This is a genomic window from Leucobacter japonicus (assembly GCF_001273855.1).
Classification (GTDB): domain Bacteria; phylum Actinomycetota; class Actinomycetes; order Actinomycetales; family Microbacteriaceae; genus Leucobacter; species Leucobacter japonicus.
The window spans coordinates 16,594-31,789 of record NZ_JHBX01000123.1 but is presented as its reverse complement, the minus strand read 5'-3'; the positions used below and the strand labels follow the sequence as shown (position 1 = coordinate 31,789).

Here is a 15,196-nt window from a genome sequence, read left to right as displayed (position 1 = left end):
CGAAGTGTCGCCGGTGCGGCGAACGTCAGGGAGCGACGCCCACGTAGGCAGCCGAGCCATCGATGGGCTGGCCTGAGCCGTCGCGTTTGCCGAGTTCGACGGGAAGCTTGCGAGCGGTGCCATCAGAGGCCAGAGCGCGCGGCTCTCCCGTACCCACCCAAGCGCACGCGATCTGGTCTTCCCACTTGAGGAAGCGTTGAGCACGGACGCCGCCGGTGCCGCGGCCCTTTGCCGGGAACTCGGCCCAGTCAGAAACTTTCGCCGTTGCGACATCGGTGCCGGGAAGGGTGATCGAGCTGTCGGCGATGGTGACGACGCGGGCCTCGGCATCAGCCGCAACCGATCCGGCGAACACGACGCGTGCGTCGGCAGCGAGACGAATGCCCGCCATACCCGCAGCGGGCCGGCCCTGGGGGCGAACCGACCCGGCGCCGAACCTCAGCAGCTGCGCGTCGCTGGTCACGATCGCGAACTCATCAGAGTCTGCGGCGACGAATGCGCCGACCAGAGAATCACCGCTCTTCAACGCGATCACTTCGAAGCTCGGCTTGGCGGGCAGGTCGGTGAGTACGACGCGCTTGACAGTTCCCTGCAGAGTGAAGAGCCCGATGGGGGCCTCCGTGTCGAGCGGAACGATGCCGACGACGCGGAGCTTCTTATCGGTGACTCCGATGTACTCCGCAAGTTTTGCACCCGCGGAGAATGCGATGCTCGCGGCGGGAACCGACGGAAGGTCGACCGGGGTGAATCGCTGCAGTGTGCCGTCAGAGAGAATCGCCCCGAGCTCACCGCGAACCGTGCCGTCAATGCTCGCGAGCACGGCGCCATGCTTCGTGGCGCGCGGTGCCGGCCGGGTCGACTCGGGGGCTTCGGGATCACGCTCGATGCGCAGGGCCCGACCGGTGACCGAGAGCAACACGGTGCAGGGGGAGTCGGCGACCTCAAGCGAGGCCGTTGAAGCCGCCGAACGGGTCGGGCGCATGACCGCTCCGGTCAGAACGGTACGCCGCGGGGTGCCGAATGCTTCCGCTGCAGCGTCCATCTCGTCGGCGACCACGCCGCGGAGTCGCTCGTCGCTGCCAAGGATGGCCAGCAGCGACTCGATTTCTGATTGCAGCTCGTCACGCTCGGCTTCGAGCTCGACCCGCGAAAACTTCGTCAGGCGACGCAGGCGCAATTCAAGGATGTACTCGGCCTGCAACTCGGACAGGTCAAAGACCTGCATGAGTCGAGTGCGAGCGGTTTCGGCATCATCGCTTGTGCGAATGAGCTGAATGACTTCGTCGATGTCGAGGATGGCGATGAGCAGCCCCTCGACCAGGTGCAGACGTTCGCGACGCTTCCGCAAGCGGAACTCGGTGCGTCGGGTGACGACGGAGATGCGGTGATCGAGGAAGACCCGCAGCATTTCGCGGAGTCCGAGCGTCTGCGGCTGCCCTTCGACGAGCGCCACCGAGTTGATGCTGAACGAGTCTTCGAGCGGCGTGTATCGATAGAGCTGCTCGAGCACGGCTTCGGGGGAGAACCCGGTTTTCAACGTGATGACCAACCGCAGCCCATTCTTGCGATCGGTCAGGTCGGCGACATCGGAGATGCCGGAGAGTTTCTTCGCGTCGACACCCTGCTTGATCTTCTCGATCACGCGCTCGGGACCCACGAGGTAGGGCAGCTCGGTGACGACGAGCCCGGTGCGTCGTGGTCCGAGCTGCTCGACGGACGCCTTGGCGCGGGTGCGGAAGGCTCCGCGCCCGGAGCGGTAGGCGTCTTTCACGCCGTCGAGGCCGACGATCGTGCCGCCGCCAGGAAGGTCGGGACCGGGGATGAACTCCATCAGCTCGTCGACGGTCGCCTCGGGATGGTGCAACAGGTGTTTGGCGCCATCGACAACCTCGATGAGGTTGTGCGGTGCCAGGTTCGTCGCCATGCCGACCGCGATGCCGCTGGCTCCGTTGACGAGCAGGTTGGGAACCGCAGACGGCAGCACCTCGGGCTGCATGATCTGGTTGTCGTAGTTCGGCACGAAATCGACGACGTTCTCGTCGAGCGACTCCGTCATGGCGAGCGCTGCGCCCGCGAGCCGTGCTTCGGTGTATCGGGACGCGGCTGGTCCGTCATCGAGCGAACCGAAATTGCCGTGCCCGTCGATCAGCGGCAATCGGAGGGCGAATCCCTGTGCGAGACGCACCAGCGCGTCGTAGATCGACGAATCACCGTGCGGATGCAGCTTGCCCATGACCTCGCCGACCACGCGAGCGGACTTCACATGCCCCTTCTCGGGGCGCAGACCCATGTCTTGCATCATGAAGAGGATGCGGCGCTGCACCGGCTTCAACCCGTCGCGCGCGTCAGGAAGCGCGCGCGAATAGATCACCGAATAGGCGTACTCGAGGAAAGAGCCCTCCATCTCTTGCGAGATGTCGATATCTTCGATGCGTTCGCCGGCGAGCTCATGGGGTGCATCCGGTGTGCCGGCGGATGACGTGCGGGGGTCGGTCATAATGGAAATCATGCTACCGACGACGACCGACAACGGTGCGAGGCTTGCCGCGATTCTGCCAAGCGGCCTGGCGGCGATGGCCCGCGGTGCCGGGCACGCGGTGCCCGAGGAGTTGCGCATCGCGTCCGATGTCACCCTCCCGGCGATCCGCTCGTTCGTCATGATCGTGGTCGACGGTTTGGGGAGCGCGAATCTTTCAGCCACAATCGGTCATGCGCCGACCCTCGGGCGATTGCAGCGCAAACGCATTGAAACGGTGGCCCCGTCGACGACGGGAGCCGCGCTCACCACTCTGGTGACGGGAGCACTCCCGGGGCAGCATGGGCTGATCGGCTATCGAATTCGGCACCCCGAACTCGGGTTGATCACGACACTGCGTGATTGGGACGGGATCGCGGATCGTGCGGCGTGGCAACGCGTGCGACCGCTGTTCCATCTCGCCGGCGATATCGGAGCGCGCGCCTTCGCGATCGGTCGCCCGGCGCACGCGTCAGGCGGGCTGACCGAGGCGATCCTCGCCGGGGCGGAGTACGTCGGCGGGCAGCGAATCGAGGATCGCTTCTCGGCCGCATCTCAGCTGCTGCGCGGCGACGAGCCGGCAGTCGTCTACCTCTACGTCGATGAGCTCGACAAGGCGGCGCATGAATTCGGCTGGCAGAGCGACACGTGGCGGCACCGTCTCGAGCAGTTCGACGGCGCACTCGAATCGCTGCTCAGAGGGTTGCCCGGCGATGTCGGCGTCGTGGTGACCGCGGACCACGGCATGGTCGATGTCGCGGCGCATCAGCAGGTCGTGATCGGCGCCGATTCACCGCTGCTCTCCGGGGTCGAGGACATCGGCGGGGAGCCGCGCTTTCGCGCTTTGTATCTCAGCGATGGCGCCGATGCAGAGGAGGTCGCTCTTCGCTGGCAAGAGGCCGAAGGTGGACGTGCGTGGATCTTCACGCGTGATGAGGCCGTGCGATCCGGAGCGTTCGGCAATATCGCACCGGAGGTCGCTCCGCGTCTCGGCGATGTGATGGTCGCCGCACGCAAACAGATCGCCTACTACTCGCATCTCGACGACCCGAGATCGCTCTCGATGGTGGGGCAGCACGGATCATTCACCGATGAGGAACGCGGAGTGCCGCTCGCGCTTGCCGGCGCGCTCGCCGGAACAGGATTCGCGAACGCCGTGGCCGCGGTAGCTCGAGCGCGAGTCGGGGCCTGAGCGGCCATCCACTCAGCGTCTACTGCGCCGGATCTTCGTCGCTGCGGGTGCCGAACAGGATGTCGTCCCAACTCGGAATCGACGCCCGACCTTTCTTCGCAGGGCGCTCGGACTCGCAGGACGAAGCCGGTTCGTTCGGGCGCATCGAGCTCGGTCGCTCCTGGATTTCAGGGGTGCCCGAATTACGCTGGGGTGCCTGATCGCGCGTCGAGCCGGGGGCCGACACCCCGGCGTTGCCCCAGATGCTGCGAGGGGACGCAGCGCGCTCTGAGACTTCCGGAAGCGAGACGGGTGCGGTCGCGTCGTTCGTCGAGTCGTCGTCCTTGTGTTCCACGGGAGACGGTGTAACCGCCGGTCCAGAATCTGCGAGAGCGTCCAGATCAAGCTCCTGAGGCTGCAGCGCGGCATCGCGTTTGACCTGGTCCCGCTCCCCGCGCCGCTTTCGAAGCGCATCGAGCAGATCTGCAGTCTGGCTGAGATCCGCCGGTGCTGCGGCGTCTGATGAGATTGCGCGCTGATCGATCTCCTTGCGGCGCTCGTACTCGGCATTCGAATCTGCGGGCGGCGTGGCGTCGGTGTCCGCTTCGGGATCCGACTCGGTCCCGATGCCGGAAGCGTCGGCAGAGAAATCTTCGCCGGTATCTTCTGCGAACGTATTCGCCTCGAAGCGGCCGCTACGTTCCCCACCGTCGACTGCGCGCAGCTTCGGAATCAATCGATCGCCGACTTCGCCCTGCTTCGACAGGTTCACCGCGTCCGGATTGATCGGCGCGAGAATGTTCTTGCGATGATCGAACGTCCACACCGCGCGATGTGCAACGTCATGCGAGATGAACTCGAGACTGACCATCCACCCCCGCTCCTCATCGCGCCACGAACTCCACTCGCTCGTGTCCGACGCGAGCCCGATGAGTCGCTCGGCGATGACCGCACCGAAACGCTCATCCGCCTCGTCAAGCGCATCGGTGCGCACCGGCACAGCGTGCGCACGCTCAAGGATGTAGCGACGTTCGGCGAGTACTGGCTCCTCGTAGCGTTCGACGTCGGCCTCGTCGAGCCCGGTCTCCGCAATCACCTCGGCGCGTGACTTCCCGGAGCGGATGAGCGCCTGGATTTCACGTGGCCCGACTTTTCCGGGCTCACGCTCGCGACGCGACAAGTGACGAAGCTCGCTCAGCGCGGCCTCGTCTACCAGGAAGCGGAACTCGTCGCCGGCGTCGTTCGCGACGATCAGCGACCGGTCATCTCGGCGCACAAAGCGCAGTTCGTCCATCGGCGCATCTCCTTCGTGAGTCGCGAACCAGAGTGACATAGAGTGTTGGCGATTCTGCGCATTGACGCGGGCGCGTGGCGATATGCCTGCGCGGAGGGTGTGCGCGACTTCGCGCTCAGAGAACTCTGAGCGGAACAGTTTGCGCCAGACGAGGTTCGTGCGGCAGACTATGGCCGCTCGAAGGATAAGGTGCCGATAGACCGGCACGGGAATGCAGGAGAGAATGGCCACCGATTACGACGCCCCGCGCAAGACCGAAGAAGACGCCGATTCGATCGAGGCGTTGAAAGAGCGTGGACCAGCCAAGGGCGCCTCGGGCCTCGATTCAGAGGATGCCGACAACCCCAGCTTCGATCTGGGAGGCAACGACCTCTCCGACGTCGAACTCGATGTCGTCGTGCTGCCGCAGCAGGATGACGAGTTCACCTGCGTGAGCTGCTTCCTAGTGCGTCACCGTTCACAGATCGACCACGAGACCGATCTCGGTCCGATCTGTCGGGAGTGCGCAGCGTAATTCCCGCTGAAATGACTGTGGCTGCGTGCCGCCCGGAATCGGGCGAACACGCAGCCACAGTCGTAGTGCGTGAGATTCAGGCCTCGTGCGCGTCGCTTCGCGTCGACGCGATCGCCGCGGAGAGCTTCTGCGGGTGTCGGGTCGTCAGAATCCAGAACGGCGCCGGGTCGTTCGCATCCGTGACCTCGATCCGCACACCCCGATGAATCCATCCGCGCAAGAGCAGGTAGTTCCGCGCGTCGGCTCCCGGTCCGATCGCCGCTTTCAGTGCCTCGGCTCCGAGAAGTTCGACGGCTCCGAGGTGATGGAGCGGGATCCGCGCACGCCCGGCGACGAGTGAATCGTCAGCGACCTCGATCGATGGGCTGAGCAGCAAGAACGTGAACGCAAGAATGACGTACACGATGATGCCCGTCGGAATCGCCCACTGCGCATTGATCGGAGTCAACACCAGGGCTACCGCCGGGATCACCAGGATGAGTGAAATGAACAGGCTCGGGCCGGGAAGCAGCCGTTCCCGGTAGGAGGAAGTCGTCGGCGCGGAGGCATCACGGGTCATGCTGCCATTATCTCGCGGACCGAGCTGGGAGCGGTCGATCCAGCGCATGCGCGGCCCGATCAGATACGCTGAGCGGGTGAGTGATGTTGTTGAGGTGCCGATTGTCGCCGAGTTCGCCCCCACGTATGCCCATCCCGGAGATGCGGGAGCAGATCTCAGGGCCGCGGAGTCAGTCGTGCTCGAACCGGGCGAGCGAGCGCTCATCGGAACTGGTGTCTCAATCGCCCTTCCCGATGGGTACGTCGCGTTCGTCGTTCCGCGCAGCGGCTTGGCGGCGAAACACGGCATCACCGTGGTGAATTCGCCCGGCACCGTCGATGCGGGCTATCGCGGAGAACTCAAGGTCACGTTGCTGAACACGGATCGCTCGGCTGCGTTTGCCGTGGAGGTGGGGGATCGCATTGCCCAGGTCATCATCATGCCCGTGAGCCGTGCGGTGTTCACTCCGGTGCCGGAGCTTCCGGAGAGCGTCCGCGGCACCGGCGGCTTCGGCTCGACCGGCGTACAGAACTGAAGACAGACAGTCGGCGCATGAGCGCCGCAATCGGCCGATACCGGCCGCAGGAGGAGACGCAATCATGAGTGATGCACAGACGCCCGAGTCTGACGAGCTCGACCCGAACGCCGCTGACGCGTTGGAGGTGCGCGACGCAGAGCTTGCCGCGCCCGACGACAGCAAGTCTGCGCCCACGGATCGCGAAACGGCGGGTCCGTTCGATGTCAGCGAAGTCCCTGCCATGCGTCCGTATGTCGACCTGGGCGGCATCAAGGTTGCGCCTCGTGAGGGGTTGCAGTTGCGCCTCGAGGTCGATGAGCGTGCGAATCGTGTCGTCGCCGTGTCACTGGAGTACGCGGAGTCGCTGCTGCAGGTGCAGGCATTCGCCGCACCGAAGACGACCGGCCTCTGGCACGGGGTGCGCTCAGAACTCGCCCATCAGATGACCACTCAGGGCGGCACCGCGACGGAAGAGGAGGGTGTGCTGGGAACGGAGCTGTTCGTGCAGACCCCCGCGCCTGATGAGCAAGCAGGCACTCGTGCAGCGCGCTTCATCGCCGTCGATGGACCGCGGTGGATGCTCCGCGGCGTCATCATGGGCAAGGCCGCTGTCGATGCAGGTGCGCGTGAACGGGTCTTCGACCTGTTCCGTGAGCTTGTCGTGGTGCGCGGTGATCAGCCCATGCCGCCGAGCGAACTGCTGCCGCTGAAGGTACCCGCCGGAGTGCAAGGCGAACGCCAGGCACCCGAAGGCGGAACGCTCGCAGTGTGACCGGCCCCGAAGGTTCTGCAGAACCGGAACGCAGCGCGCCTGAGGGCGCACAGCCGGAATCTGAGCGGACTCCGCTGATCCCGCCTCCTGCGACCGAACCCGTGTCGGCGACGCGTGAGTTCGGAGGCGCGCTGGGGCGCACCGTGCGCGCCGGAATGTCTGGAGAGGCGCTTTCGGGTCGTGGCGTCCTCGAAGCGATTGGAGGGTGGCGGGGTATCGCCGAAACCCTCGTGCCCGGCCTGCTCTTTCTCGTGCTCTTCACGCTCACCCGCGACGCGAGACTGTCGGCGATTGCGCCGGCCGCTCTCGTCGTCGTGCTCATCGTGATTCGACTGCTGCGGCGCGAACCGCTTGTGTCGGTCTTCTCTGGGGCGGCCGGCGTCGCAGTTGCCGTCGCGGCAACGATTTTCACGGGGCGAGGAGCCGACTACTACGTTCCGGGCTTCATCACGAATATCGTCTGGTCTCTGGGCCTGCTCCTGTCGGCGGCGGTCGGATGGCCGCTCATCGGACTCGCTCTCGGAGCACTGCGCGGCGATCTGACCGGCTGGCGCCGGGTGCGGGCGCTGAAGCGCATCGCGACGTGGCTCACCCTGCTCTGGGCGGCGCTGTTCGTGGCGCGACTCGCCGTGCAGCTCCCGCTCTACTTCGCCGCGCGTGGCGACGACGGGGGAGTGGCGACCGATGCGCTCGGGATCGCTCGCCTGGTCATGGGGGTGCCGCTCTTCGCCCTGGTGGTGGTCTTCACGTGGATGGTGCTCAATCGCCTGCCCCGATCATCTGATGATCCAAGCGGAGAATCTGAGGAGAACACTGGGCAAAACGCCCCGTCGGCGTGACAATGGTGGTGTCGGTTCGGGTATAGAATTATCTCGACATCGAGACACATTGGAGGAGCTCAATGGGAGCCGTCAACAGCTTCGACGCGAAGAGCACCCTCGCCGTCGGCGAGAACGAATACGGAATCTATCGCATCGATCAGGTCCCTGGCCACGAGCGGCTGCCGTACAGCCTGAAGGTGCTGCTGGAGAACCTGCTCCGCACGGAAGACGGCGCGAACGTCACCCGTGAGCACATCGAAGCCCTGGGCAATTGGGATCCTTCGGCGCAGCCCGATACGGAGATTCAGTTCACCCCCGCGCGCGTCATCATGCAGGACTTCACTGGCGTGCCCTGCGTCGTCGATCTCGCGACGATGCGCGAGGCCGTTGTCGACCTGGGTGGCACCCCTGACAAGATCAACCCGCTGGCGCCCGCCGAGATGGTCATCGACCACTCGGTCATTTCCGATGTGTACGGCACTCCCGGTGCGGCAGCGCGCAACGTCGAGATCGAGTACCAGCGCAATGGCGAGCGTTACCAGTTCCTTCGCTGGGGCCAGGGCGCGTTCGACGAGTTCAAGGTCGTTCCGCCCGGAACCGGTATCGTGCACCAGGTCAACATCGAGTACCTCGCTCGTGTGACGTTCACCCGCGACATCGACGGCGAAACCTTCGCATACCCCGATACCTGCGTGGGCACCGACTCGCACACCACGATGGAGAACGGCCTCGGTGTGCTCGGTTGGGGTGTTGGTGGTATCGAGGCCGAGGCGGCCATGCTGGGTCAGCCCATCTCGATGCTGATTCCCCGAGTGGTCGGCTTTAAGCTCTCCGGCCAGATCCCCGCGGGCGTCACCGCCACCGACGTGGTGCTCACGATCACCCAGATGCTGCGCAAGCACGGTGTGGTCGGCAAGTTCGTCGAGTTCTACGGCGAGGGTGTCGGATCGGTTCCGCTTGCGAACCGCGCGACGATCGGCAACATGAGCCCCGAATTCGGCTCGACCGCGGCGATGTTCCCCGTCGACGATGTGACGCTCGATTACCTGCGTCTGACCGGCCGCTCAGAAGAGCAGCTCGAACTCATCAAGGCCTACACGCAGGCGCAGGGCATGTGGCACGACGCGTCGCGCGAGCCCGAGTTCAGCGAGTACCTCGAGCTCGATCTGGGTACCGTGGTCTCGTCGATCGCCGGCCCGAAGCGCCCGCAGGATCGCATCGAGCTGTGGCACTCGAAGTCGCAGTTCGAGACGGACCTCAAGAATTACGCCCAGGCGGCCAACCCCGCCAAGGTGAAAGACGCGCAGGGGCGGGAGTTCGAGATCGACCACGGCGCGGTGACGCTTGCGTCTATCACCTCGTGCACCAACACCTCGAACCCTTCGGTGATGCTCGCTGCGGGCGTGCTCGCTCGCAATGCGGCAGCGCGCGGTCTCCAGGCGAAGCCGTGGGTCAAGACGACGCTGGCTCCCGGGTCGAAGGTCGTCACCGACTACTACGAGAAGTCAGGCCTGAAGGTTGACCTCGAGAAGCTCGGCTTCTACACCGTCGGCTACGGCTGCGTCACCTGCATCGGCAACTCGGGTCCGTTGAACCAGGAGATCTCCGACGCCGTCAACGATCACGATCTCGCGGTGACCGCGGTGCTCTCTGGCAACCGCAACTTCGAAGGTCGCATCAACCCCGATATCAAGATGAACTACCTCGCCAGCCCGCCGCTGGTGATCGCGTACTCGCTTGCCGGAACGATGGACTTCGACTTCGAGACCCAGGCCCTCGGCCAGGACTCCGAGGGCAACGACGTGTTCCTCCGCGACATCTGGCCTGACCCCGTCGAGGTGCAGAAGATCGCCGACGAGTCGATCGACTCCGACATGTTCACGCAGAAGTACGCCACGGTATTCGATGGTGACGAGCACTGGACCTCGTTGCCGACCCCCGATGGCAACACGTTCGCGTGGGATGAGAAGTCGACCTACGTGCGCAAGGCGCCCTACTTCGACGGCATGGAGCTCACGCCGTCACCGGTCACCGATATCTCGGGCGCACGTGTGCTCGCGAAGCTCGGCGACTCCGTGACGACCGACCACATCAGCCCTGCGGGCAGCTTCAAGGCCGAGACGCCGGCGGGTCAGTACCTCGTCGAAAACGGCATCGCACCGAAGGACTTCAACACTTACGGCTCGCGCCGCGGCAATCACGAGGTCATGATCCGCGGCACGTTCGCGAACATCCGTCTCCGCAACCAGCTCCTGGCTTCGGAGAACGACGGTGCAGGCGTCGAGGGCGGCTTCACGCGCGACTTCACGCAGGCCGATGCGCCGAAGTCGTACATCTATGATGCATCGCAGAACTACCAGAACGCGGGTATTCCGCTGGTGGTGCTCGGCGGCAAGGAGTACGGTTCGGGCTCGTCGCGCGACTGGGCGGCGAAGGGTACCCGACTGCTGGGCGTGAAGGCAGTCATTACCGAGAGCTTCGAGCGTATCCACCGCTCGAACCTCATCGGCATGGGCGTGCTTCCGCTGCAGTTCCCCGAAGGGCAGAGCGCCGATGACCTCGGTCTTGACGGCACCGAGACCTTCGACATCTCGGGCATCACTGCGCTCAACGATGGCGAGACGCCACGCACGGTCGCTGTGACGGCAACCAAGGCCGACGGTTCGCAGATCGCCTTCGACGCGGTGGTTCGCATCGACACCCCGGGCGAAGCGGATTACTACCGCAACGGTGGCATCCTGCAGTACGTGCTGCGTTCGCTGGTCTAGCCGCTGCGTGCATTGCGCGGGCCCGGTCGCTTCGGCGATCCGGGCCCGCGCTCGTTTACGGCGCTACTAGACTGATCAGATTCGCGGTTCTCATGCGGCGAAACGGAACGGAGGCCAAGTTCATGGCGATCCTGGATCGAATCTCAGGGCCTCGAGATCTCGACGCGCTCACACTGGATGAGTGCCAAGACCTTGCCGCGGAAATCCGTGAATTCCTCATCGCTGCCGTCTCGCGAACCGGAGGTCATCTCGGGCCGAACCTGGGGGTCGTCGAGCTGACGATTGCACTGCACCGCGTGTTTCAGTCGCCGCGTGACCCCATCGTGTTCGACACCGGTCATCAGAGTTATGTGCACAAGCTCTTGACCGGGCGGAAAGACTTTTCCGGACTCCGCAGTCGTGGGGGCTTGGCCGGGTATCCTCAGCGCACAGAATCCGAGCACGACATCGTCGAGAGCTCGCACGCGTCAAGCTCGCTGAGCTGGGCAGATGGAATCTCTCGAGCCTTCGCGCGCCGCGCCCAATCTGACCCCACCCAGCTGCATCGGCACGTCGTCGCCGTGGTGGGTGACGGCGCGCTCACCGGCGGGATGACCTGGGAAGCACTGAACAACATCACCGACGACAACGACCGGAACCTCGTCTTGGTCGTCAACGACAATGGGCGTTCATACGCGCCGACGATCGGCGGCATGGCACGCTTCCTGAATTCCGTGCGCTCGAAAGACGCCTACCGCGACCTCCAAGAGGGCAGCGAGAAGCTGTTTTCACGTCTCGGCGCTCCCGGTCGCACGGTCTACCGCGCGGCACGAGGAGCGATGCGCGGTATGGTCAGTCGGGCATCGGACAACCAAGACCTCTACTCGAATCTCGACATCAAGTATCTCGGCCCCGTTGACGGCCACGACCTCGCCGCGGTGGAAGAAGTACTGCAGCAGGCCAAGGGATACGGTCGCCCGACTCTGGTCCATGTGATCACCGAGAAGGGGCGCGGATACGCTCCGGCGGAGAACGATCTCGCTGACCAGTTCCACGCGATCGGGCAGATCGATCCGGGCAGCGGCGAGCCCGTCGAACCAGCGCATGGACGCAGTTGGACGTCGGTCTTCCGCGATCGGATCATCGAGCTCGCCGCAGACGATGACCGCATCGTCGGGATCACCGCTGCGATGCTGGCGCCGACGGGACTGGACGGCCTCGCCGCAGCGTATCCCGGCCGCGTGATCGACGTCGGCATCGCCGAGCAGCACGCAGTCACCAGTGCCGCCGGGCTCGCCTACGGCGGGATGCACCCGGTCGTCGCGGTCTACGCGACGTTCATGAATCGTGCGTTCGACCAGCTGCTCATGGACGTGGCCCTGCATCGAGCCGGCGTGACGTTCGTGCTGGACCGCGCCGGAATCACGGGGCCCGATGGGGCGAGCCATAACGGCGTGTGGGATCTCGCAACCCTGCAGGTCGTGCCGGGCATTCGGATCGCTGCGCCTCGCGATGCAGCGCGCCTGGACGAACTCCTGGCCGAGGCCGTGCGCGTCGACGACGCACCCACCGTGCTTCGGTACCCCAAAGGCGCAGTCGGTGACGACATCAGCGCGCTTCGACGTACCGTCGACGGTGTCGATGTGCTCCGAGATGCGGTGCGTTCGTCGAGCCACTCTGAGCACAGCGCTGGCGGCGACGTGCTGTTCGTTCCCGTCGGGCCGCTCGCCGAGGTCGCGTTGGAAGCGGCTGACGTGCTTGAGCACGACGGAATCACTGCCTCAGTGATCGATCCGCGATGGGTGGTGCCCGTCCCCGCATCAGTGATCGACGCAGCGCGGAACCATCGACTGGTCATCACCCTGGAAGACGGCATTCGCGTCGGTGGAATCGGCACCCGTATTCGTCAAGCACTTCGAGATGCGGGCGTCGACACCGCGGTGAGCGAGCTGGGAACGCCGGATGCGTTTCCCGACCATGCTTCGCGCGCCGAATTGCTCCACGATGCCGGATTGACGGCTTCGCAGATCGCTGCGAATGTCGTACAGCAGGTGCAGGGCACCCGTATTCCGGTCGCGCGCCCCGAGACGGGAACCGTCCCCGAGAACTGAGAGGAGCGGGGCGCCCTCGTTGAACCTGAGGACGCCCCGCCCGCCAGCCGCGCTACGACCGGTGTGCCCCGGCAATACGCGGATCGTGGAACGTGCCGCCGAACGCTCGCTCGCTTGCCCCTGACCGATCCAGGTAGGGTGTCGCCCCGCCGGCCTGGAATGGCCAGCCTGCGCCAAAGATCAGACACAGATCGATGTCTTCCGCCGCCGCGACCACGCCCTCGTCGAGCATGATCCTGATCTCGTTCGCCAGTTCGTCCTCGACACGGCGCAGGATCTCATCTTCACCGACGGCGTGCTTGCCGAAGACGCCGGTCTTCTTGGCGGCCTTTGACAGCTCCTCGACCTTGCCGAGCTTCGTCTTCACCAGGGGCGTCTCGACCTCGGCGAGACGGTGCAGATTCTCTGACGCGTAGAACCGGTCGGGGAACGCATGGACCATCGTGTCCTGCACGTGTGCCGCGACCTTCCATCCGACGAGATCGATGAGTTCGAACGGCCCCATCGGCAGTCCGATCGGTGCGAGCGCGCGTTCCACGATGGGGAGCGGGGTTCCCTCATCGAGAGCACGTGCGGCTTCGCCCATGACCTTCGCCAACAGACGGTTGACCACGAAGCCGGGGCGATCCGCGGTGATGACCGCGTTCTTCCCCAGCTTGCGAGCCGTGACCATTGCCGTGGAGAGTGACGCGTCGTCCGTTGCGGGAGTGCGCACCACCTCGATGAGCGGCATCACGGCGACCGGGTTGAAGAAGTGGAACCCGACGAGTCGCTCAGGGTGAGCGAGATTCGCGCCGATCTCTTCGACTGATAGGGAAGAGGTGTTCGTTGCGAGCACGGCAGTCTCGGAAATGATCGGCTCGATCTCCGCGAATACCTGCTGCTTAACACCCAGCTCCTCGAACACCGCTTCGATGACCCAATCACAGTCCGAGAACTGCGTCTTATCGGTCGTGCCGCGCACAAGTTCGGTGATCTGATTGGCATCGTCCGCGCTCAGGCGCCCCTTGTCGCGCAGCTTCGCGATCTCGCCGCGGATGTACTCCAGACCCTTGTCGACGCGTGACTGGTCAAGGTCGGTGATCAGTACCGGCACCCGCAGTTTCCGGGCGAAGAGCAGTGCGAATTGGCTCGCCATGAGCCCGGCACCGATCACGCCGACCTTGAGTACCGGCTTGGCGAGCGCCTTATCGGGCGCGCCGGCGGGGCGCTTCGCACGCTTCTGCACCAGATCAAAGGCATAGATCGAAGCTGCAAACTGGTCGCCGGAGATCAACTCGGCGAGTGCATCGTCTTCACATTCGAATCCACGCTTCAGGTCATTGTCTTTTGCGGCACTCAGCAGATCGAGCGCGACGTACGGCGCCCGGGTTGCGGTGCCCAGTCGCGCTTTCAACGTGTCGCGTGCGATCTTGATCGCGGCGGGCCACTTGGTCAGGCGCTCCAGCTTGCCCGGCACGTGCGGTCGCTGCACGGAGATGGATCCTCCCAGCACCCCGTCGGCCCAGGCCAGGGAGCGCTCGAGGAAACTTGCGGCCCCGAACATCGCGTCGAAGAGACCCATTTCGAGTGCCTGCTGTGGCTTCAACATCCGATTGTTCTTGAGCGGGTTCGAGACGATGACCTCGAGTGCCTGCTCGATACCGATGAGGTTCGGAACAATGGTCGCTCCGCCCCACCCCGGAATGATGCCCAGGAACACCTCGGGGAAAGCGAGCGCAGCAGCTGAAGAATCGAGAGTGCGGTAGGTGCAATGGAGGGCGATCTCCATCGCGCCACCGAGGGCGAGGCCGTTCACGAATGCGAATGAGGGAACTCCGAGCTCGCCGAACTTGCCGAGCACGAAGTGGCCGTACTGCGCCATGAGTCGGGCATTCTGCTCGGTCGCGAGCGTGGATACCTTCGAAAGATCGGCTCCCGCGGCGAAGATGAACGGCTTGCCCGTCACCGCGACGGCAACGATCTCACCGGCGGCCGCGCGGCGTCGCAGATCGTCGAGCACAATCGCGAGTGACTGGAGGGTGCGCGGTCCGAGAGTGTTCGGTCGGGTATGGTCTCGTCCGTTGTCGAGCGTGATCAGCGCGAGTGTGCCGCCGGACGGCAGGGGGACATCGCGCACGAACGACTCCGTGATGACCTCGTCGTCAGACGCTTCGATCAGCGGAGTGAAATCGATGCTGCTGTAGTCGGTCATTG

The 15,196-nt window shown here is 64.8% G+C and carries 11 protein-coding genes; 7 read left to right on the top strand and 4 right to left on the bottom strand.

Annotated elements, in window-relative coordinates; genetic code table 11:
• Positions 1-25: 25 nt before the first annotated feature.
• Positions 26-2,497 carry a DNA gyrase/topoisomerase IV subunit A gene (locus AMS67_RS12675; protein WP_053387711.1) on the bottom strand — a complete coding sequence of 824 codons (2,472 nt, stop codon included), beginning with the start codon at positions 2,495-2,497 and terminating at the stop codon, positions 26-28.
• Positions 2,498-2,507: 10 nt separating this feature from the next.
• Between AMS67_RS12675 and AMS67_RS12670 the strand changes: the two genes are divergently transcribed.
• The gene (locus AMS67_RS12670; RefSeq protein WP_053387754.1) at positions 2,508-3,707 is read left to right on the top strand and encodes an alkaline phosphatase family protein; all 1,200 of its coding nucleotides are present in this window, start codon (positions 2,508-2,510) and stop codon (positions 3,705-3,707) included.
• A 19-nt stretch (positions 3,708-3,726) separates the two neighbouring features.
• Here AMS67_RS12670 and sepH read toward each other — a convergent pair whose 3' ends face one another.
• Positions 3,727-4,980, bottom strand: coding sequence for a septation protein SepH (sepH, locus tag AMS67_RS12665; RefSeq protein ID WP_053387710.1), 1,254 nt, complete (start codon positions 4,978-4,980; stop codon positions 3,727-3,729).
• Positions 4,981-5,203: 223 nt separating this feature from the next.
• On the opposite strand from sepH, the gene AMS67_RS12660 reads away from it, so the two are divergent.
• Positions 5,204-5,494 carry a DUF4193 domain-containing protein gene (locus AMS67_RS12660; protein ID WP_053353093.1) on the top strand — a complete coding sequence of 97 codons (291 nt, stop codon included), beginning with the start codon at positions 5,204-5,206 and terminating at the stop codon, positions 5,492-5,494.
• 76 nt (positions 5,495-5,570) lie between these two features.
• Here AMS67_RS12660 and AMS67_RS12655 read toward each other — a convergent pair whose 3' ends face one another.
• A complete protein-coding gene (locus AMS67_RS12655) occupies positions 5,571-6,053 on the bottom strand; it encodes a DUF3093 domain-containing protein (RefSeq protein ID WP_053387753.1) in 483 nt (160 codons plus the stop codon).
• A 46-nt stretch (positions 6,054-6,099) separates the two neighbouring features.
• Here AMS67_RS12655 and dut point away from each other — a divergent pair, with 46 nt between their 5' ends.
• From dut to dxs, 5 genes are all read left to right on the top strand, one after another.
• Positions 6,100-6,567, top strand: coding sequence for a dUTP diphosphatase (gene dut, locus AMS67_RS12650; protein ID WP_082305508.1), 468 nt, complete (start codon positions 6,100-6,102; stop codon positions 6,565-6,567).
• Between the two features lie 64 nt (positions 6,568-6,631).
• Positions 6,632-7,321 carry a DUF3710 domain-containing protein gene (locus AMS67_RS12645; RefSeq protein WP_053353092.1) on the top strand — a complete coding sequence of 230 codons (690 nt, stop codon included), beginning with the start codon at positions 6,632-6,634 and terminating at the stop codon, positions 7,319-7,321.
• Positions 7,318-8,160, top strand: coding sequence for a DUF3159 domain-containing protein (locus AMS67_RS12640; protein WP_053387709.1), 843 nt, complete (start codon positions 7,318-7,320; stop codon positions 8,158-8,160). Before AMS67_RS12645 ends, AMS67_RS12640 begins: the two co-directional genes overlap by 4 nt.
• A 62-nt stretch (positions 8,161-8,222) precedes the next feature.
• On the top strand, positions 8,223-10,910 hold the full coding sequence (gene acnA / locus AMS67_RS12635) for an aconitate hydratase AcnA (RefSeq protein WP_053387708.1): 2,688 nt from the start codon (positions 8,223-8,225) through the stop codon (positions 10,908-10,910).
• 122 nt (positions 10,911-11,032) lie between these two features.
• Positions 11,033-13,000 (top strand): 1-deoxy-D-xylulose-5-phosphate synthase, encoded by a 1,968-nt coding sequence (gene dxs / locus AMS67_RS12630; RefSeq protein ID WP_053387707.1) that lies wholly within the window; start codon positions 11,033-11,035, stop codon positions 12,998-13,000.
• Between the two features lie 52 nt (positions 13,001-13,052).
• On the opposite strand, the gene AMS67_RS12625 is transcribed toward dxs, so the two are convergent.
• Positions 13,053-15,194, bottom strand: a complete 2,142-nt coding sequence (locus AMS67_RS12625; RefSeq protein ID WP_053387706.1) for a 3-hydroxyacyl-CoA dehydrogenase NAD-binding domain-containing protein — start codon at positions 15,192-15,194, stop codon at positions 13,053-13,055.
• Positions 15,195-15,196 lie beyond the last annotated feature (2 nt).

Bases quoted from the DNA above. Each gene is read 5' to 3' on its own strand.
- AMS67_RS12675 (WP_053387711.1), bottom strand. From the start codon at position 2,497: ATGACCGACCCCCGCACGTCATCCGCCGGCACACCGGATGCACCCCAT.
- AMS67_RS12670 (WP_053387754.1), top strand. From the start codon at position 2,508: ATGCTACCGACGACGACCGACAACGGTGCGAGGCTTGCCGCGATTCTG.
- sepH (WP_053387710.1), bottom strand. From the start codon at position 4,980: ATGGACGAACTGCGCTTTGTGCGCCGAGATGACCGGTCGCTGATCGTC.
- AMS67_RS12660 (WP_053353093.1), top strand. From the start codon at position 5,204: ATGGCCACCGATTACGACGCCCCGCGCAAGACCGAAGAAGACGCCGAT.
- AMS67_RS12655 (WP_053387753.1), bottom strand. From the start codon at position 6,053: ATGACCCGTGATGCCTCCGCGCCGACGACTTCCTCCTACCGGGAACGG.
- dut (WP_082305508.1), top strand. From the start codon at position 6,100: ATGCGCGGCCCGATCAGATACGCTGAGCGGGTGAGTGATGTTGTTGAG.
- AMS67_RS12645 (WP_053353092.1), top strand. From the start codon at position 6,632: ATGAGTGATGCACAGACGCCCGAGTCTGACGAGCTCGACCCGAACGCC.
- acnA (WP_053387708.1), top strand. From the start codon at position 8,223: ATGGGAGCCGTCAACAGCTTCGACGCGAAGAGCACCCTCGCCGTCGGC.
- dxs (WP_053387707.1), top strand. From the start codon at position 11,033: ATGGCGATCCTGGATCGAATCTCAGGGCCTCGAGATCTCGACGCGCTC.
- AMS67_RS12625 (WP_053387706.1), bottom strand. From the start codon at position 15,194: ATGACCGACTACAGCAGCATCGATTTCACTCCGCTGATCGAAGCGTCT.